General features: G+C 44.7%; 13 protein-coding genes and 5 tRNA genes. 6 read left to right on the top strand and 12 right to left on the bottom strand.

The window, feature by feature from the left end; all coding sequences use genetic code 11:
- Nucleotides 1-2: 2 nt before the first annotated feature.
- The 8 genes from GVO60_RS20340 to GVO60_RS20375 all read right to left on the bottom strand — a co-directional run bounded on the left by GVO60_RS20340 (nucleotide 3) and on the right by GVO60_RS20375 (nucleotide 5855).
- Nucleotides 3-980, bottom strand: coding sequence for an ABC transporter permease (locus GVO60_RS20340; RefSeq protein WP_159657363.1), 978 nt, complete (start codon nucleotides 978-980; stop codon nucleotides 3-5).
- A 129-nt stretch (nucleotides 981-1109) separates the two neighbouring features.
- Nucleotides 1110-2663: an ABC transporter substrate-binding protein gene (locus GVO60_RS20345; RefSeq protein WP_159657365.1), complete on the bottom strand. Its 1554-nt coding sequence runs from the start codon at nucleotides 2661-2663 to the stop codon at nucleotides 1110-1112.
- Between the two features lie 90 nt (nucleotides 2664-2753).
- Entirely contained in the window at nucleotides 2754-4469 is a 1716-nt protein-coding gene (locus GVO60_RS20350) for a dipeptide ABC transporter ATP-binding protein (protein ID WP_159657367.1), read from the bottom strand.
- Between the two features lie 764 nt (nucleotides 4470-5233).
- A tRNA-Pro gene (locus GVO60_RS20355) sits at nucleotides 5234-5310 on the bottom strand.
- A 9-nt stretch (nucleotides 5311-5319) separates the two neighbouring features.
- A tRNA-His gene (locus GVO60_RS20360) sits at nucleotides 5320-5395 on the bottom strand.
- 44 nt (nucleotides 5396-5439) lie between these two features.
- Nucleotides 5440-5516: transfer RNA gene (locus GVO60_RS20365), tRNA-Pro, on the bottom strand.
- A gap of 152 nt (nucleotides 5517-5668) precedes the next feature.
- Nucleotides 5669-5744 (bottom strand) — tRNA-His (locus tag GVO60_RS20370).
- A gap of 34 nt (nucleotides 5745-5778) precedes the next feature.
- Nucleotides 5779-5855, bottom strand: a tRNA-Arg gene (locus GVO60_RS20375).
- A 288-nt stretch (nucleotides 5856-6143) separates the two neighbouring features.
- Here GVO60_RS20375 and GVO60_RS20380 point away from each other — a divergent pair.
- Entirely contained in the window at nucleotides 6144-6557 is a 414-nt protein-coding gene (locus GVO60_RS20380; protein ID WP_159657369.1) for a c-type cytochrome, read from the top strand.
- 53 nt (nucleotides 6558-6610) lie between these two features.
- On the opposite strand, the gene rep is transcribed toward GVO60_RS20380, so the two are convergent.
- Nucleotides 6611-8629, bottom strand: coding sequence for a DNA helicase Rep (rep, locus tag GVO60_RS20385; RefSeq protein ID WP_159657371.1), 2019 nt, complete (start codon nucleotides 8627-8629; stop codon nucleotides 6611-6613).
- Between the two features lie 199 nt (nucleotides 8630-8828).
- On the opposite strand from rep, the gene GVO60_RS20390 reads away from it, so the two are divergent.
- The 4 genes from GVO60_RS20390 to ubiK all read left to right on the top strand — a co-directional run bounded on the left by GVO60_RS20390 (nucleotide 8829) and on the right by ubiK (nucleotide 14055).
- Nucleotides 8829-9410, top strand: coding sequence for a TetR/AcrR family transcriptional regulator (locus GVO60_RS20390; RefSeq protein ID WP_159657373.1), 582 nt, complete (start codon nucleotides 8829-8831; stop codon nucleotides 9408-9410).
- A gap of 18 nt (nucleotides 9411-9428) precedes the next feature.
- Nucleotides 9429-10535: an efflux RND transporter periplasmic adaptor subunit gene (locus GVO60_RS20395; RefSeq protein WP_159657375.1), complete on the top strand. Its 1107-nt coding sequence runs from the start codon at nucleotides 9429-9431 to the stop codon at nucleotides 10533-10535.
- An 11-nt stretch (nucleotides 10536-10546) separates the two neighbouring features.
- The gene (locus GVO60_RS20400) at nucleotides 10547-13669 is read left to right on the top strand and encodes a multidrug efflux RND transporter permease subunit (protein ID WP_159657377.1); all 3123 of its coding nucleotides are present in this window, start codon (nucleotides 10547-10549) and stop codon (nucleotides 13667-13669) included.
- Between the two features lie 134 nt (nucleotides 13670-13803).
- Nucleotides 13804-14055, top strand: a complete 252-nt coding sequence (gene ubiK / locus GVO60_RS20405; RefSeq protein ID WP_126575583.1) for a ubiquinone biosynthesis accessory factor UbiK — start codon at nucleotides 13804-13806, stop codon at nucleotides 14053-14055.
- 452 nt (nucleotides 14056-14507) lie between these two features.
- Here the strand turns inward: ubiK and ilvC are convergent, their stop codons facing one another.
- A complete protein-coding gene (gene ilvC / locus GVO60_RS20410; protein WP_159657379.1) occupies nucleotides 14508-15992 on the bottom strand; it encodes a ketol-acid reductoisomerase in 1485 nt (494 codons plus the stop codon).
- Between the two features lie 144 nt (nucleotides 15993-16136).
- Between ilvC and ilvY the strand changes: the two genes are divergently transcribed.
- Nucleotides 16137-17027 (top strand): HTH-type transcriptional activator IlvY, encoded by an 891-nt coding sequence (gene ilvY / locus GVO60_RS20415; RefSeq protein WP_159657381.1) that lies wholly within the window; start codon nucleotides 16137-16139, stop codon nucleotides 17025-17027.
- Between the two features lie 186 nt (nucleotides 17028-17213).
- Here the strand turns inward: ilvY and hemN are convergent, their stop codons facing one another.
- Both hemN and GVO60_RS20425 read right to left on the bottom strand, forming a co-directional pair.
- On the bottom strand, nucleotides 17214-18602 hold the full coding sequence (hemN, locus tag GVO60_RS20420; RefSeq protein WP_159657383.1) for an oxygen-independent coproporphyrinogen III oxidase: 1389 nt from the start codon (nucleotides 18600-18602) through the stop codon (nucleotides 17214-17216).
- 186 nt (nucleotides 18603-18788) lie between these two features.
- On the bottom strand, nucleotides 18789-19277 hold the full coding sequence (locus GVO60_RS20425; protein WP_159657456.1) for a DUF2489 domain-containing protein: 489 nt from the start codon (nucleotides 19275-19277) through the stop codon (nucleotides 18789-18791).
- Nucleotides 19278-19284 lie beyond the last annotated feature (7 nt).

A 19284-nucleotide genomic window follows, 5' to 3' on the forward strand; every position in this document is an offset into this window, starting at 1 on the left:
GATTATGCTCCTTTTCCGGTTAGATTTACGGTCGGGTTGATGATGCCGTATAGCAAGTCAACGATGGTGTTTGTAACCACGAAAATCAGGCCAACAAATATAACGTAAGCGGTGATGAGTGGCGTATCAACACGGTTGATCGCTTCTAGGAAAAGGAAACCAGTACCTGGCCATTGGAATACGGTTTCAGTCAGAATGGTATAAGCCACCATGGTACCAATTTGAACACCACCGACAGTCAGTACTGGCAGCATGGTGTTTTTAAGTGCATGTTGGTAATAGATTTTGTTTAGCGCTAATCCTTTGGCCTTACCAAATTTGATGTATTCAGAGCTCAATACTTCCAGCATTTCTGAGCGCACCAAACGAATAAATAGGGGTAGCATGATCGATGCTAGAGCGATACATGGCAGTACAAGATGGGCTAAACCATCAAGGGTAAAGTAGCCTGACTCCCAACCAAATATATTCGCAGTTTCACCTCGCCCATAAGACGGTAACCACCCAAGCTCAATTGAGAAAACGTACATCAGCATAATCGCGGTTAAGAAGACTGGGATTGAAATACCGATACTGCTGCCTGCCATCACGATTTTGGTGAAGATGCTTTTTGGGTTAATCGCAGAATAGACCCCTAGTGGGATCGAACAGAAGACAATAATTAGAGTCGCACCAAACACTAGCTCTAGCGTCGCGACGAGTTTATCGAGGATGACTTCAACCGCCGGGCGTTTGAAGAAATAAGATGTGCCTAAATCACCTTGCAGCGCATTACCAACAAAGCGAGTGTATTTTGTAATGAAGGGATCATTCAGTCCTAAGTCATCACGTAAAGCTTGACGCTCTGATTCCGAAACAGACTGACCAACAAGCTCACGCAGCGGGTCACCCAGGTTATCCTGAATGGCAAACGCCACCAAACTGATCACAAACATCACTATCAGTGCCTGAAACAGGCGCTTGACCAGAAACGAAAACATTCCTTGCCCCTTAACTTTCCATAGATTTCAGTCTTAAAAATGGTACTTAACCCGACTGAAACAAAGCTAAGCACCAAAAATCGACCAAGTACTCAGAGAGTCACGAGTACTTGGTCTGGTTCACTGTGATTATTTAACCACTAGATCACCGAAGTATGGGAAGTTCATACCGTTGATGATTGGACCAATCTCAACGTTACCTTTCGCAGCCCATGAAGGATCTTGCCAGTGTAGAGGAACGAACGCCGCTTCGTTGTATAGAATCTCTTCTACTTTCTTCAACGATGCACTACGTTTAGCAAGATCTGTCATCTTGTTCGTTTCTTCGATTAGCTTGTCCACTTCTGCATTTGAGTAGTGACCACAGTTGTACTGACCTTTACCAGTCTCTGCATTACGAGTCATAGCAAGGAACTCAGTGAAGTTACCTGAATCTTCTGTATCTGGGTGCCAGCCGATCATTAACATGTCTGCTGCACACTTATCAAACTCAGGCCAGTATTGCGCTTTAGGCATTGTCTTCAGGTCAACCTTGATACCAATCTTAGATAGCATTGCCGCAGAAGCTTGAGCGATCTTGTCATCGTTCACGTAACGGTTATTCGGCGCCATCATCGTTAGCGTGAAGCCTTTCTCGTAACCCGCTTCTTTCATCAGCTCTTTAGCTTTATTAAGATCGTAGCGAGGTTTTAGGTCGTCATTGTGACCAACAAAACCAACTGGGCTCTGTTGAGCAGCTGCTGTCGCCGCACCTTTCATTACTTTCTTCGTGATACCTTCGTTGTTGATCGCATAGGTAATCGCTTGACGAACGCGCACATCTTTCAGTGCAGGGTTGCTGTTTTGGTTCATTTGGAACGTGATAACGCGAGTACCAGGCATAGTGTAAAGGTCTACACTGTCAGCCTTCTCGATACGCTTGTAATCATTCGGAGCAACTGGCGCAATCATGTCTACATCACCAGAAAGAAGTGCTGCTACGCGTGTTGCATCTTCTTTGATTGGCACTAGAGTTAGCTTGTCTACGTTACCTTCTGACGCGCTATCCCAGTAATCATTGAAACGCTCAAACGTTACTTTCACACCTTGCTCACGCTGAGTGATAATGAAAGGCCCCGTACCTGACACGTTTGTTGAAGCAAAAGAGTTACCGTGCTTCACTAGCTCGTCTTTCGCTTTACCATCTGACGTTTGACCAGAGTAAAACTTACTATCCATTGGGAATAGGTAAGTCATTACGTTCTCAACAAGTGGGTAAACGCCATCGGTTTTGATTTCTACTTTGTAGTCACCAGCTTTCGTGATCGAAACGATTGGACCAAAGATACCTTTGAAGTCTGGAGAGTTTTTCAGACGGTCAAAAGTCCAAACTACGTCGTCTGCACTTAACGTGTTGCCAGAGTGGAACTTAACACCTTGGCGAATGTTGAAGTGCATTGTTTCGCCGTCAATACGTTCCCAAGACTCTGCTAAGCGAGGTTCAAATTCCATTTTTTGATTGAAGCGAATAAGTGGGTCAAACACCATGTGAGACATTTGCAGTGTGCCGCCAGATAGCTGCTCATGCGGGTCAAGAGACACTGGGTCTGCGTCATAAGCGACGGTGATATCTGCTGCAGCTGCACTAAAGCTTAAGCCTGCTGCCATTAAAGCCACTGCTAGTTTGCTTTTCATGGTTTTCATTGCATAACTCCTTATGCGGGATTCATCCCTAGTTGTTGTATTTGCGTCTGTTTTTGTAACCCAAGTTTGTCTGGGCCGTAGATCTACGACTTACGCCGTTTTTATTTCTTCTCTTAAGCCCGTAAATTCAGGCATTAGGGAAATCAGTTGCTTGCTGTATTCATGCTGTGGATTAGTAAACAATTGCTCGGTCGGAGCGACTTCGAGCAAAGTTCCCATCTGCATCACTCCGACGCGATCACACATCTGGCGAATCACAGGTAAATCGTGACTGATAAACAGCATGGTTAGATTGAGCTCATCTTGGAGATCTTTCAGCAAGTTGAGAATTTGTGCTTGTACCGATACATCAAGCGCTGAAGTTGGTTCATCACAAATAAGAAGACGAGGTCGCGTCGCAAGCGCACGTGCAATCGAAATACGCTGACGCTGACCACCTGAAAACTCATGCGGGTATTTCACACCTGCCATTTTACCCAGACCAACATGATCCAGTAGATCGTTCACGATCGTGCGAGTTTCTGTCTCGCTGTTGGTAAGCTTATGAAAACGGATGGGCTCTGCGATGATATCGAAGATTTTCATACGCGGGTTCATAGAAGTGTATGGGTTTTGGAACACCATCTGCATTTGGCGGCGCAGTGGGCGACGCTCTTTTTCAGATTTAAGAGCCGTTAAATCAATGCCCTCAAATGTGACCTTGCCAGAGTTTGGTTCATACAACCCAGCAATAACACGTGCAATCGTCGATTTACCCGAACCAGACTCACCCACTAAACCAAACGTTTCACCTTCAAATACATCGAAGCTGACATTATTGGATGCCTGAACGTATTCGCGGCGGCTTTCAAATAGCGAATCTTTAGTCACAAAGCGTAGATTTACATTTTCGACGCTCAGTAGTGAACCGGTGTAATCTCGATGATCTTGGCTTTGACCCAGCCAGTGGTTTTTAACATCTAAAGGCTCCATCTCGTGAGCTTCTTCGATGTAGCTCACTAACGGAAAGCGATCGAGCTTCATGTCTGAGCGCGGAACCGCTGAAATCAAGCTTCGAGTGTATGAGTGGTCTGGATCACCCAGCACTTTCGCTGTTGGACCAAACTCAACTAAGTCACCACGATACATAACCGCCACTCGATCAGTCACGTTAGAAACCACACCCATATCGTGCGTCACCAACATACAACCAACGTTATTCTTAATACATAAATCACGGATCAAGCTTAGAATTTGGTCTTGAATCGATACATCAAGCGCTGTGGTTGGTTCGTCTGCAATGATTAGATCTGGTTCACCGGCAAGTGCTATAGCAATAACCACACGCTGACGCATACCACCCGAGAATTGGTGCGGGTACTGCTTCAAGCGGTTTTCTGGTTGTGGGATACCTACTTGTTCCATCAATGACAACGCACGCTGGTATGCCTGCTCGTCAGTGACTTTCATATTCGCGTGGATGGTTTCTTTTAACTGCTGCTCAACCGTGAAAAGTGGGTTGAGTGATGTCATTGGATCTTGGAAGATAAAGCCAATTTTTGAACCACGTACGCTGCGCATTTGCTCTGGAGATAGACCAGAAATCAACTCACCATCGAGATAAACATCACCACTAGCAATGCGACCCGGAGGGCTTAACAGATCAATCACGGCATTCCCTACCGTCGATTTACCCGCACCAGATTCACCAACAACGCCGACGATTTCACCTCGTTCAATATTAAACGATAGTGCTTTTACAGCTGCATGCACACCGTGACGAGACGGGTACTCAATACGAAGATTTTTAACTTCTAAAAGTGACATTAAACCAGACCTCTACTGCTTCGGCAGCTTTCTGCCCTGTCTGAAAATTGAATCCATTCAAGCCAGTATAATGTTCTGGCAATTTACAAGGTCATCAATTTGGCAAAAAATTCACAGAAAAGCAACATAACTAGAATAAAAAGTTGAAATGGAACAAAAAACAAGCAGCTTAGCAAAATAAATATGCGTACTAGCGAAATGATACGTTAGTTCTTACCTCTTATTTATTCCATAAAAGACACCATATCTACTGGCCTAAACTCTAATATCGTAGAATTAAAAATTCTCTACGCAACATCATAAAATGAATAAGTATTCTATCTGCCACGTAGAATTAGCATTAACAAATATAAAACATAACACCAAATCAATAATGAAATTCAATACGAAACCCCAAAATATAACAGGAAATTAGGATTAAAATTAGATTAAACCTTAATTAGACAGCCTAAGCTGCCGTGACTATTTAAGGTAAGTTTAGTCGAGTATTTGCACTATATGAAATTGCTTGTAGCACTATTTATTGATAGACCAGGGTTAAATTTCGACCTAGTAGAGAGTGGAGATTTTTCAGGCGAGTCGCATTCTTGGCGCGAGTGAATCGAGAGTTTTTTAAACTCCGGGTAAGCCTCACTTTGGTTTCAGAGCAGCGATCAAACGCTAGAAACTTTCTGACGCAGGCAGCCAATTGAAGCTTTCTTGAAGTTCTAGCCGAGAACTCCAGATGTAAAAAAGCCCTAGTCTTTCGACTAGGGCTTCAATAGTGGTCGGTGAAGAGGGATTCGAACCCCCGACCCTCTGGTCCCAAACCAGATGCGCTACCAAGCTGCGCTATTCACCGAGCAAATCATGGGGTGGCTAACGGGATTTGAACCCGCGACAACCGGAATCACAATCCGGGACTCTACCAACTGAGCTATAGCCACCACTAAATTATATTGTTTACCGCTATCAGCGTTAAACTAAATAGTGGTCGGTGAAGAGGGATTCGAACCCCCGACCCTCTGGTCCCAAACCAGATGCGCTACCAAGCTGCGCTATTCACCGACATGGTATTTTTTTACTTGGTTTACGTTATAGAGGTTTAACCCTCTGGTCCCGCTTATTCCAAGAGCCGAGATGCGCTACAAAACACGCTATTCACCGACTTATGTTTTATCTCATTTCCACAAGAAAGGAAGCAAAGCTACCTAAATAAATGGGGTGGCTAACGGGATTCGAACCCGCGACAACCGGAATCACAATCCGGGACTCTACCAACTGAGCTATAGCCACCACTGAAATTTTTACCGATAAACCTTTAGGCGAATGGTACGCCCGAAAGGATTCGAACCTTCGACCTTTGGCTCCGGAGGCCAACGCTCTATCCAACTGAGCTACGGGCGCATGCCCTATCGGCGGAGTGGAATAATACGGATATCACACTAGGCCGTCTAGTACTTTTTCAACTTTTTTTATCGTTTGATGCCTTTTTGGGCAATTAAAGTGTGATAAACCCCTATTTCCCATTAGATAACTGCTAGGAAGGAGGTAACTTGCTGTTTATTGCAACAAGTTAACAGGATATAATCACCCATTATTTACATTGATTTAACAGGTTAGCCCTGTTGGTCATTGCCACACTCTTATAATAGGTAAGCATGAACTTACCTTCAGGAATGTAAAGTGAGTTTAATGGATATGTCTCAAAAAATCTTAACCGCTTTGGTTGCTGCAGTAACCTTTTCTAGCGCCTCTTTTGCAGCAAGTGTTAGCCAAGAAGAATATGATGCGATTGCAGAACGCATTAAACCCGTTGGTGATGTTTACCTAGCTGGCGCTGAGCCGGTAAAAGCGGAGCCAACTGGCCCACGTGATGGTGCAACGGTTTACGGTACTTTCTGTATCGCTTGTCACGCATCAGGTGTGAGTGGTGCGCCAAAAACAGGCGATGCTGGCGATTGGGCTCCACGTATTGCACAAGGCAGTGACGTACTAGCAGACCACGCAATCAACGGCTTCAATGCAATGCCTGCGAAAGGTTCTTGTATGGATTGTTCAGATGACGAAATCATTGCCGCGATTGAGCACATGATCGAAGGCCTATAACCTCATCTCTTCCATATAAAAATGGCTTGGTGAATACCAAGCCATTTTTGTTTCTATTTTTTATTAAACATCGCTTTTAGGTTAGCAATATGCGCTTGGCCCTTCGCCATGCGTTCTTCTGCTGTTTGTGGCTTCTTGTGCACTTCCCACTCAAGGTCATCGAAAGGCAGCTCATCTAAGAATCGGCTTTGCGTCGGTTTAATCAACTCACCGAATTGGCGACGCTCTTTACAGATAGTAAACGTCAGCTCTTTTTGAGCTCGTGTAATACCTACGTACATCAAGCGACGCTCTTCTTCTACGTTCTCTTCATCAATACTGGTTTGGTGTGGCAAAATGCCCTCTTCCGAACCAATCAAATAAACGTATGGAAACTCAAGGCCTTTTGAGGCATGTAATGTCATCAACTGCACTGCATCACTATCTTCATCATCTTCACCCCGCTCCATCATGTCACGTAAGGTCAGGCGCTGAACCACTTCCTTGATGCTCTTCTCTTCTTTATCGTAATTATCACCTTCTAGGTCAGCAACAATCCAAGAGTAGAGATCAGAGACGTTCTTCATACGCATCTCAGCCGCTTTGGGGCTCGCAGAAGTCTCATAAAGCCAGTCTTCATAATTAATATCACGAACAAGCGAACGCACCGCCTCAACGGTATCACCTCGCTCGGATTGATCGGCAATTTTCACAAGCCAAGTGGTAAATCGGCGTAGGTTTTCAAGTCCTCGACCAGATAGCGATTGTTCAAGCCCGAGCTCAAAACTGGCTTCAAATAAGCTTTTGCCGCGCATATTGGCGTAACTGCCCAGTTTTTCTAAAGTAACCGGACCAATTTCACGTCTTGGCGTGTTCACAATACGCAAAAATGCATTGTCATCATCTGGGTTCACCAGCACACGTAAGTACGCCATGATGTCTTTGATTTCCGCCCGCGCAAAAAATGACGTACCACCAGAGAGCTTATAAGGCACTCGGTTCTGCATCAGAGATTTTTCAATCAAGCGAGATTGATGGTTACCTCGATATAAAACCGCGTAATCTTTGTATTCAGTACGATTTAGAAACTTGTGAGCGATTAACTCACCCGTGACGCGTTCCGCTTCATGCTCTTCATTCTTCGCCATCAAGACCTTTAGCTTTTCACCATCAGGAATTTCAGAGAAGAGAGACTTTTCATACACGTGCGGGTTATTGGCGATCAAGATGTTCGCTGCACGTAAAATTCGACTGGTCGAACGGTAGTTTTGCTCAAGCTTAATCAGGCGCAGATTCGGGTAATCTTCACCAAGCAAGACTAAGTTCTGCGGCTTTGCACCACGCCACGAGTAAATAGATTGGTCATCATCACCTACAACCGTTAAGCGCCCGCGCTCACCGACAATCAATCGAACCAAATCATACTGACTGGTATTGGTATCTTGATATTCATCCACCAACAAGTAACGAATGCGATTCTGCCAACGCTGACGTACTTCTTCGTTAGTCTTAAGCAGCAATACGGGTAACGAAATCAAATCATCAAAATCGAGTGCGTTGTAGGCCTTCATCTGTTTTTGATACATCTCAAAGCAGAACGCAAACAGCTGCTGTTGCTCACCTTTAGCTTGAGCCTTGACTTGATCCGGCGTCAACATGTCATTTTTCCAATTGGAGATCGCACTCATCAATTGGCGTAGCAGATCTTTATCGCCATCAAGCTGCTTTTCTGTCAACTCTTTCAACAGAGCAAACTGGTCTTGGTCATCAAACAGCGAAAAGCCCGACTTCAAACCCAAAGCTTTGTATTCGCGCTTAATGATGTTCAGGCCTAAAGTGTGGAACGTCGACACCATTAAACCTTTCGATTCATTTTTACCAAGAGTCTGACCTACACGCTCTTTCATTTCACGAGCGGCTTTATTGGTAAAGGTCACAGCAGCAATGTTTCGCGCTTTGTAGCCACACTGCTGAACCAAGTAAGCAATCTTATTGGTGATTACACGAGTTTTACCAGAACCAGCGCCAGCCAGTACCAAGCAAGGGCCTGATACATACTTTACTGCTTCATCTTGTCTTGGGTTCAGCTTCATAGGTGTCTCAAAGGTGAAAATTAGTGGCGCATATAATAATGGTGCAACTGATCGATTGCTATGGTTAATCGTAACGCAATAACAAGGTCAGTATTTTCTTAATCACTATAAATAAGGCTGATTAATTAAAATACTTTATTGCACAACTGTATAGTAGTTAGGCTATAATGAATGAACGTTCATTCATTGTGGTGGGGTTATGTCTAGTAACACCAATATAGATAAGCGAGAGCAAATTCTAGCTGCAGCTGAAAAGCTCATTGCTGAATCTGGCTTTCAGGGCCTATCGATGCAAAAACTGGCCAAAGAGGCTGGCGTTGCGGCGGGGACCATCTATCGATATTTCTCTGATAAAGAGCACCTCCTTGATGAAGTACGTTTGATGGTTTCAAGACGCATCGCCGACGCTGTGCAAGCAGGCGTGAGTGATGACATGCCTTTAAAACAACGCTATCGCATGATGTGGCTTAATATTTGGAATTTAGCCGCTTCAAATATTGATACTATTAGCAATCGCGTTCAGTATGAATCTTTGCCCTGTGCAAACAAGCGCAATACAAGGGAACTTGAGCGAGAAATGTTTGCCCAAGTGGATCGCTTGTTTGCTGAAGGTAAAGAACAAGGTGTCTTTAAGCCATTGGATAACGAAATTTTGTCGGGGCTTAGTTTTGAAGCGAGTGTCACACTCGCTCGCAAGCATGCTTTAGGGTTTTATCAACTGGACGATGACGCATTAGATGCCGCCATTGAAGCCAGTTGGGATGCAATAATTACACATTAACTTGGAGTTCTAGTTGGAATGAAAAAGTGGACTTTCTTTATGTTACTTATCGCAATACTGCTATTTGGCAGCGTGATAGGTTTCAATCTTTATAAACAGCAGAAGATTGCCGAATACATGGCTAATCGTCCTGAACCAGAATTTCCTGTGACAGTGACTGAAGTACAGCCAGTAGATTGGGTACCTGTTATTGAAGCCATTGGTTTTATCGAACCAAACCAAGGTGTAACAGTTGCGAATGAAACCAGTGGCGTTATCGATCAGATTTCTTTTGAGTCAGGCACTCAGGTGGAAGATGGCCAGCCATTAGTGTTGCTAGATTCTGCGGTAGAAAAAGCTAACCTAAAAAGTACTCAAGCTAAGCTCCCAGCAGCGCAAGCTAAGTACAAGCGTTACCAAGGTCTTTACAAAAAAGGGTCTATTTCAAAAGAAGCTTACGATGAAGCAGAAGCAAACTACTTCTCTCTACAAGCTGATATTGAGAGCCTAAAAGCGTCTATTGACCGCCGTGAAATCAAAGCTCCATTTGCTGGTGTTGTTGGTATTCGTAACGTTTACCTTGGTCAATACCTACAAGCCGGTACAGATATCGTTCGTTTAGAAGATACTAGCGTAATGCGTCTGCGCTTTACGGTTCCGCAAACGGATATCTCTCGTATCAACCTTGATCAAGAAGTGGATATCTTTGTCGACTCTTACCCAGAGATCGCTTTCAAAGGTTCTATTTCTGCTATCGAGCCTGCGGTAAACATTCAAAGTGGCTTGATTCAAGTTCAAGCAGACATCCCAAACAGCGATGGCAAATTGCGTAGTGGTATGTTCGCTCGCGCTAACATCATTCTACCTAAGCTAGATAACCAAGTAACACTGCCTCAAACCGCGATTACTTTCACTCTATACGGTGACAACGTGTACATCATTTCAGAGAAAGATGGCGAGAAGCGTGTAACACAGCAAGTGGTTAAAGTGGGTGAGCGAACTCAAGATATCGCACACATTCTAGAAGGCGTTAAGCCAGGTGACGTGGTCGTAACTTCAGGCCAAGTTCGCCTAAGTAACCATGCAAAAGTTCGTGTAGTAGAAAGCGATGCAACTACTCCACCAGCTGAAACACCAATGCTGTAATTGGAGGCTTCATGCGCTTTACTGATGTTTTTATTAAACGTCCGGTTTTAGCGGTATCGATCAGCTTTTTGATAGCTCTGCTTGGTTTACAAGCAATCTTCAAAATGCAGGTCCGTGAATACCCTGAAATGACGAATACAGTAGTAACGGTTTCAACCAGTTACTACGGTGCCAGTGCCGATCTTATCCAAGGCTTTATCACTCAGCCCTTGGAGCAAGCGGTCGCACAGGCAGATAACATAGACTATATGACTTCTCAGTCGGTGCTTGGTAAATCTACCATTACCGTCAACATGAAGTTGAACACCGACCCGAATGCGGCGTTGTCTGACATTCTGGCTAAGACTAACTCTGTTCGTTCTCAGCTTCCTAAAGAGGCAGAAGACCCGACAGTAACTATGTCTACAGGTTCAACGACAGCGGTACTTTACATTGGTTTTACCAGTGATGAGCTTTCTTCAAGCCAAATCACTGATTACCTAGAACGTGTAATCAACCCGCAGTTATTCACGGTTAACGGTGTATCAAAAGTCGACCTTTACGGTGGTATGAAGTACGCCCTGCGTATTTGGCTAGACCCATCTAAAATGGCGGCTCTTGGTTTAACTGCGACTGATGTTATGGGTGTATTGAATGCCAATAACTATCAATCTGCGACTGGTCAAGCAATTGGTGAGTTTGTTCTTTACAACGGTAGCGCTGATACTCAGGTTTCTAACGTTGAAGAGCTGTCCAACCTTGTGGTTAGTACTGATGAAGGTGAAGTGACTCGTTTAAGTGATATTGCAAAAGTAACACTAGAGAAGAGCCACGACGTTTACCGCGCAAGTGCGAACGGCCAAGAAGCGGTGGTTGCGGCGATCAACGCTGCGCCAAGTGCGAACCCAATTAACATCGCGGCAGATGTACTTGAACTGTTACCTCAACTAGAGCGTAACTTACCAAGCACAATCAAAATGAACGTGATGTATGACTCTACTATCGCGATCAATGAATCGATTCACGAGGTAATTAAAACCATCGTCGAAGCGGCACTGATTGTACTCGTGGTAATCACGCTGTTCTTAGGCTCTTTCCGCGCAGTAATCATTCCGATTGTCACCATCCCGCTATCACTTATCGGTGTAGCTATGGTTATGCAAGGTATGGGCTTCTCGTGGAACTTAATGACACTACTGGCAATGGTTCTAGCAATCGGTCTGGTAGTAGATGATGCGATCGTTGTTCTTGAGAACGTTGACCGTCACATTAAGCTAGGTGAATCACCATTCCGTGCTGCCATCATTGGTACACGTGAAATTGCGGTACCGGTTATCGCGATGACATTAACGCTAGGTGCAGTATATGCGCCAATCGCATTAATGGGTGGTATTACAGGCTCGCTATTTAAAGAATTCGCCTTAACACTAGCAGGCTCGGTATTCGTATCCGGTATTGTGGCATTAACACTATCGCCAATGATGTGTTCAAAAATGCTGAAAGCCAACGAAGAACCAAGCAAGTTTGAGCAAAAAGTACATCACATCCTTGATGGTATGACGAACCGTTACGAGAAGATGCTAAAAGCAGTTATGCTTCATCGTCCTGTCGTACTCGCATTCGCTGTGATCGTATTCGGTAGCTTACCGCTGCTGTTTAAGTTCATTCCAAGTGAGCTAGCGCCTTCAGAAGATAAAGGTGTGGTGATGCTGATGGGTACTGCCCCATCGAATGCCAACTTAGATTTCATGCAAAACACCATGAACGATGTAAACGAAATTCTGTCTGATCAGCCAGAAGTAGCGTTTGCTCAGGTGTTTACCGGTGTTCCAAACTCAAACCAAGCCTTTGGTATTGCGTCTATGGTGCCTTGGAGCGAGCGTGAAGCGAGTCAGTCTGAAGTAGCGAACCGTGTAGGTGGTCTTGTTGGTAACGTACCTGGTATGGCGGTAACGGCATTCCAGATGCCAGAACTGCCTGGTGCGGGTTCGGGTCTACCGATTCAGTTCGTTATCACAACACCAAATGCCTTTGAAAGCCTGTTTGCAATTGCAACCGAAGTGCTGACAGAAGTGAAATCGAGCCCGATGTTCGTTTACTCAGATCTTGATCTGAACTACGACTCGGCAACGATGAAAATCAACATCGATAAAGACAAAGCCGGTGCTTACGGTGTGACCATGCAAGACATTGGTATCACACTAAGTACCATGATGGCAGATGGCTACGTAAACCGTATCGACCTTAATGGCCGTTCATACGAAGTTATCCCTCAGGTTGAGCGTAAGTGGCGTCTAAACCCTGAATCGATGAACAACTACTACGTGCGCTCTGCAAACGGCAAAGCGGTACCACTTGGTAGCTTGATTACGATTGATGTGGTTGCTGAGCCTCGCTCTCTACCTCACTTCAACCAGCTAAACTCAGCGACCGTCGGTGCCGTTCCAGCGCCAGGTACTGCTATGGGCGATGCAATTACATGGTTTGAAGGTATTGCGACAGACAAACTGCCAAGTGGCTACAACCATGACTACATGGGTGAAGCTCGCCAATACGTAACTGAAGGCAGTGCCTTGTACGCAACGTTTGGTTTGGCTCTAGCAATCATCTTCTTGGTTCTGGCGATTCAGTTTGAATCTCTAAAAGACCCGATTGTTATTATGGTATCAGTACCTCTTGCTGTCTGTGGTGCCTTAATTGCACTTGCATGGGGCGCGGCGACCATGAACATCTACTCGCAAGTTGGTTTGATTACTCTGGTTGGTCTAATTACCAAGCACGGTATCTTGATTTGTGAAGTAGCAAAAGAAGAGCAATTGCATAACAAACTGGGTCGAATGGAAGCAGTGATGGAAGCGGCAAAAGTACGTCTTCGTCCTATCCTTATGACAACAGCGGCGATGATCGCAGGTCTGATTCCACTGATGTATGCAAGTGGTGCTGGTGCGGCTCAGCGCTTCAGTATCGGTATCGTAATCGTTGCTGGTCTAGCGATTGGTACTCTGTTTACGCTATTCGTACTGCCTGTGATTTACAGCTACCTAGCTGAAAAACACAAACCTCTACCAGTTTTTGTTGAAGACAAAGACTTAGAGAAATTGGCGCGCATAGATGAAGCGAAAGCGGCACAACGTGAATTAGCGGATAACCACTAATCTCTACGAAACTACGTATAAAAGGTCACTTCGGTGGCCTTTTTTATTGCCGCTCTCTTTTTTAGCACTGAGCTAGCGACTTTTTCGCCACGTTTAAATAGAATGTAGCCAAAGATACAGGAGTTTTAGACACCATGTTTGATCCAAAGAAACTAGAGCAAATCGCTAAACAGATTCACGATTCTATGCCAGCACCAGTCAAAGAGCTGGGTTCTGATGTAGACCAAAAAGTTCGCCAAGTCATTCAAGGTCAGCTAAACAAGCTAGACGTTGTTAGCCGCGAAGAGTTCGATGTACAGACACAAGTACTGCTTCGCACTCGCCAAAAGCTAACAGAAATGGAAAAGAAATTGGCTGATTTAGAAGAGAAGCTAGCAGATAAGTAAGCTGAAAAGCTTGAAAATCCTGAGGGCTGACGTGAAAACGTCGGCCTTTTTTATTGTCACCTTCAAAAACGAGGGATAAGTAAATTGGGGATCTCTTATCATGGGTTGAGAACCATTGGAGATTCCCTATTTGCTTCTTTGTCAGTCCAGGAAGTAACGATGCTTAACGACTTTAGCTCAACGCTCAAAAACAAAAAAGGGCTTGGTCAACGGCGACCAAGCCCTTTTAATTAGATGTTGTGTTTTATTTTGTACTTATCGACCCCAATCTATCTGGAGTTCTTACTGCTTTGCTTTAATGCAATTACGCAGATTGTATATTCAAAGCTAAGGGCTAAGTCCCTTAGGGAACTAATTACGCTGAATTAAGGTTTCATTTCTAGGAGAAGGCGCGGAGTTTACGATAGTAAATGAGCACTTTCGACACCGAAATGGAACCTTAAGGCAAGTAATTAGCCGCCTACCGCGATGTTCTTCATATCAGTCATGTAACCACGTAGCTCTTCACCGATGTACTCAACTGGGTGATTACGGATAGCATCGTTTACTGCGATTAGCGTAGCGTTATCTACTTGATTAGATGTTTCACCTAGACCTTTACCGATAACGTCTGTTGATACTGATGGCATGAACTTCTCACGCAGTAGCGGAGTTGCTACGTTAGCGAATAGGTAGTTACCGTATTCCGCTGTATCTGAGATTACTACGTTCATTTCGTATAGACGCTTACGTGCTACTGTGTTTGCAATTAGTGGTAGCTCGTGTAGTGACTCGTAGTACGCTGACTCATCGATGATGCCCGATGCTGTCATTGCTTCGAATGCTAGTTCAACGCCAGCGCGAACCATTGCCACTAGTAGAATGCCGTTATCGAAGTACTCTTGCTCTGAGATTTCCACATCACTTGCTGGGTAGTTTTCAAATGCTGTTTCACCAGTCTCTTCACGCCAGCCTAGTAGGTTTGCATCGTCGTTCGCCCAGTCAGCCATCATAGTGCTTGAGAACTCACCAGTGATGATGTCATCCATGTGCTTGTTGTAAAGCGGACGCATTAGCTCTTTAAGCTCTTCAGAAAGTTCGAATGCTTTTACTTTTGCTGGGTTTGATAGACGGTCCATCATGTGCGTAATGCCACCGAATTTCAGTGCTTCTGTGATGGTTTCCCAACCGTACTGTAGAAGTTTACCTGCGTAGCTTGGGTCAATGCCGTCAGCGATCATCTTCTCGTAAGAAACGATAGAACCCGCTTGTAGCATGCCACATAGAATAGTTTGCTCACCCATTAGGTCAGATTTAACTTCTGCAACGAATGAAGACTCTAGACAACCTGCGCGGTGACCACCTGTACCTGCCGCCCATGCTTTCGCGATATCCCAACCTTCACCTTTTGGATCGTTCTCTGGGTGAACAGCGATTAGCGTTGGAACGCCGAAGCCACGCTTGTACTCTTCACGAACTTCTGTACCTGGACACTTAGGTGCAACCATGACAACCGTTAGGTCTTTACGGATTTGCATGCCCTCTTCAACCACGTTAAATCCGTGTGAGTAACCTAGTGCTGCGCCTTCTTTCATTAGCGGCATTACCGTTTCTACAACGTTAGTGTGCTGCTTATCTGGAGTCAGGTTGATTACTAGATCTGCTTCTGGGATTAGCGTTTCGTAGCTTGCTACTTCAAAACCGTTCTCTTTTGCGTTTTTGTATGACTGACGCTGCTCGTCAATCGCTGCCTGACGTAGTGCATATGCTACGTTTAGGCCCGAATCACGCATGTTTAGACCTTGGTTTAGGCCTTGAGCACCACAACCGACAATAACCACTTTCTTACCTTTAAGGTAATCTGCTTCTGTAGCAAACTCGCTACGGTCCATAAAGCGACAGCGACCTAGTTGGTCTAGCTGCTCACGTAGGTTTAAAGTATTGAAATAGTTAGCCATTGGGCGCTCCTTTAGAGAATTTTTCCATTGAGGTCGGTCGTTTTCTTACCGAATGAGTTCATACTAAATCAGACAAATGATTGCTTAAAGTGATATATTCACAATTAGTAATTGCAATTAATGCAACAAGGATGTGACCCTTTCATGAACATTAAATGTCTGCAGTTGTTCATTCATCTGTGTGATAGTAAAAGCTTTGCCAAGACCGCTTCTGCAATGCATATCAGCCCCTCCGCTCTCAGCCGTCAGATTCAAAAGTTGGAAAACGACACCAACCAAGTGCTGTTTGTGCGTGACAATCGGAGTGTGGATCTCACACCGGCAGCAAAAAAGCTTCTGCCCGTTGCGATGAAGATTTTGGGGGAATGGCAAAACTACAATGCACAACTAAAAGGCCATGAAGAAGAACTCAAAGGCGAAATTCGCCTGTTTTGTTCTGTCACCGCTAGCTATAGCCACCTGCCTGAGTTGTTGTCTGAGTTTCGTCTTCAACACCCTTTTATTGAATTCAAGCTTTCAACCGGTGACCCCGCTCAAGCCATTGGTAAAGTCCTCGCCGATGAAGCTGATATCGCAATTTCAGCGCAGCCAGAACAGCTGCCTGCTCGAATTGAATTTGAAACCATCAGTGAGATTCCCCTCTCGGTAATCGCTCCGATCGGAGTCAGCAACTTCGCTGAAGAACTACAAAAAGATAAGCCAGATTGGTCTTCGATTCCTTTTATTGTTCCTGAGTCAGGTACCGCCAGAGACCGCGCCAATGCTTGGTTCAAGACTATGAAGATCAAACCAACCATCTACGCACAAGTATCCGGTCACGAGGCAATTGTTAGTATGGTGGCACTTGGGTGCGGCGTAGGCATTGCGCCTGATGTGGTGATCAATAACAGCCCAGTAAAAGAAAAGATTCAACGCCTTAAAGTGGCATCCATTAAGCCCTTTAAGCTTGGGGTCTGCTGTAAGCGTTCGCAACTAGAGAACCCATTAATAAATGCGCTATGGGAAATGGCTCACGACACCTATATCGCGCCCTAGCTTACCTCCAGATACAACAAAGCCACCGTTTTCAGATAAAAGAAAGACGGTGGCTTTTGATATAGGCAACTTTCTAACACTCTGTCGTCATTTCCGAGAAGGAGGAAAGACTGAGTTGGAAACCTCTAATCGCTTGATGAGATTCCCGACTACACGACTTCGTCGCTATCGGCAATGACGTAGAAATTAGATCACTCTAGAGAACTGCTGCTGCCTAGCCTTAGCCCTTAAATACTTATCGAAACACATACAGATGTTACGAATCAGTAGGCGACCACGTAAAGTCACGCGAATTTCTTTCTCATCGACTTCAACCAGTTCATCGTTAATGAACGTTTGTAGCAGGCCTAAATCTTCTTTGAAGTAACCATTAAAGTCGACACTGAATTCCGACTCAATCATGGTTTTATCTAGCTTAAAGTTACAAATCAGCTGCTTGATCACTTCACGGCGCAGTAAGTCATCACTATCTAGTGCAACCCCTTTCCACAAGGCATGGCGCTGGTCATTCACCTGAGCATAGTACTTTTTCAGCTCTTTCTGGTTTTGCGCATACGCGTCACCAATCATCGAAATCGCGGATACACCAAAACCAACCAAATCCGCTTCACCTTGTGTGGTATAGCCTTGGAAATTTCGATGTAGTACGCCTTCACGTTGCGCCACAGCCAGTTCATCATCAGGTAGAGCAAAATGGTCCATACCGATAAACTGATACTCAGCATCAGTCAGCGTTGCAATGGTATCTTGTAAGATCGCCATTTTCTCTTCAGCAATCGGCAAATCTTCATCTTTAATCTTACGCTGCGCAGCAAACAGTTGCGGCATATGAGCATAGTTAAATACAGACAAGCGACCTGGCTTCATTTCCAATACTTGCTTGAGCGTTGCTGCAAATGAATCTTTAGTTTGCTTTGGTAGGCCGTAAATCAAATCGAGATTGGTAGAACGGAAACCAAGCTGTTTCGCTCGCTCAACCATTGCGAAGATAAACTCTTCATCTTGTTCACGGTTTACTAGTTTCTGAACTTCTTTGTTGAAGTCCTGAACACCAATACTTAAGCGGTTAAACCCTTCGCCACGTAAGTGATCCAACATATCGAGCTCAATCTCACGAGGGTCAACTTCGATACTGATTTCAGCGTCACCAGTAAAGAAAAACTCTCCGCGAAGAATCGCCATCAATCGGCTGATCTGTGCTTTGGTCAAAAACGTTGGAGTACCGCCACCAAAGTGAAGTTGGGTCACTTCACGACCTTGTAGCAGTGCTGCTCGCGTGCGGATCTCTTGCTCTAACACATCCAAGTACTCGTCCGCTTTATGCGCATGACGGGTGATCACTTTATTACAGCCACAGTAATAGCAAAGCTTGTGGCAGAAAGGGATGTGGATATAAAGAGAGAGTGGACGCTCTGGATACTGAGTACAAGCCATATCATAGTCGGCCACCGTAAACGCCTCATGGAACTCTAAGGCTGTTGGATACGAGGTGTAGCGAGGACCTGAATAGTTGTACTTATCAAGAACGGCTTGATCCCAGACAATTTGTTGGCTTGCGACGACAGGCTGCGACATGATGGTATTTCCGTTTAGGCTTTAGTACTTATTTGACTCAACGAGCCATTGAAATTAGCAGGCTATTTTGCCACACCTAAGTAATACAAGGCGGAGGGCAAGCTGCTTTTTGAGCAGTAATACTCAGAATTGATAACTCGATCACTTACCCTAAAGTGTAAGCGATCGAGTTATAAAAGTATCAATCTAGATCATTTGAATATTGATCTGATTGTTAAGAGGCTGAACTTTCTTTTTTAGACGCTTCAATTCTTCAACAATCGAATCTTGAAGGCGAGATTCTGCCTTGTGGCGCTCAAGATTCTGCTTCATGCGATCTTTCTTCGCGAGTGTTTGACGCTCTTCACCGCGAGCCATATCTTTTACAATATGAAAAAGCTCTGCGGTTGCCGGGTATTCTGCATCGAAATCAACACGCTCTTCACCTTGAACATGATCCATGATGTTATAGACACGAATGCTGATCTCAGAGAGGTCACACTGACCCTGAATACCCGCCATACAAAGAATATGAACGTTCTCATAGATATTAGCATTGCGTTTCTCAATCGCTAATTTCTTATGCTGCAGCTGCAATTCCTTTTGCTTCTTGAGTTGGAGCAGAAGGTAACCCGCATATGACGCTAAGCCGAGAATAATTACTCCACCTGCAATGGCTAACAAGGTTACATTCATCTGCACA

Source organism: Vibrio atypicus (assembly GCF_009811315.1).
Classification (GTDB): domain Bacteria; phylum Pseudomonadota; class Gammaproteobacteria; order Enterobacterales; family Vibrionaceae; genus Vibrio; species Vibrio atypicus.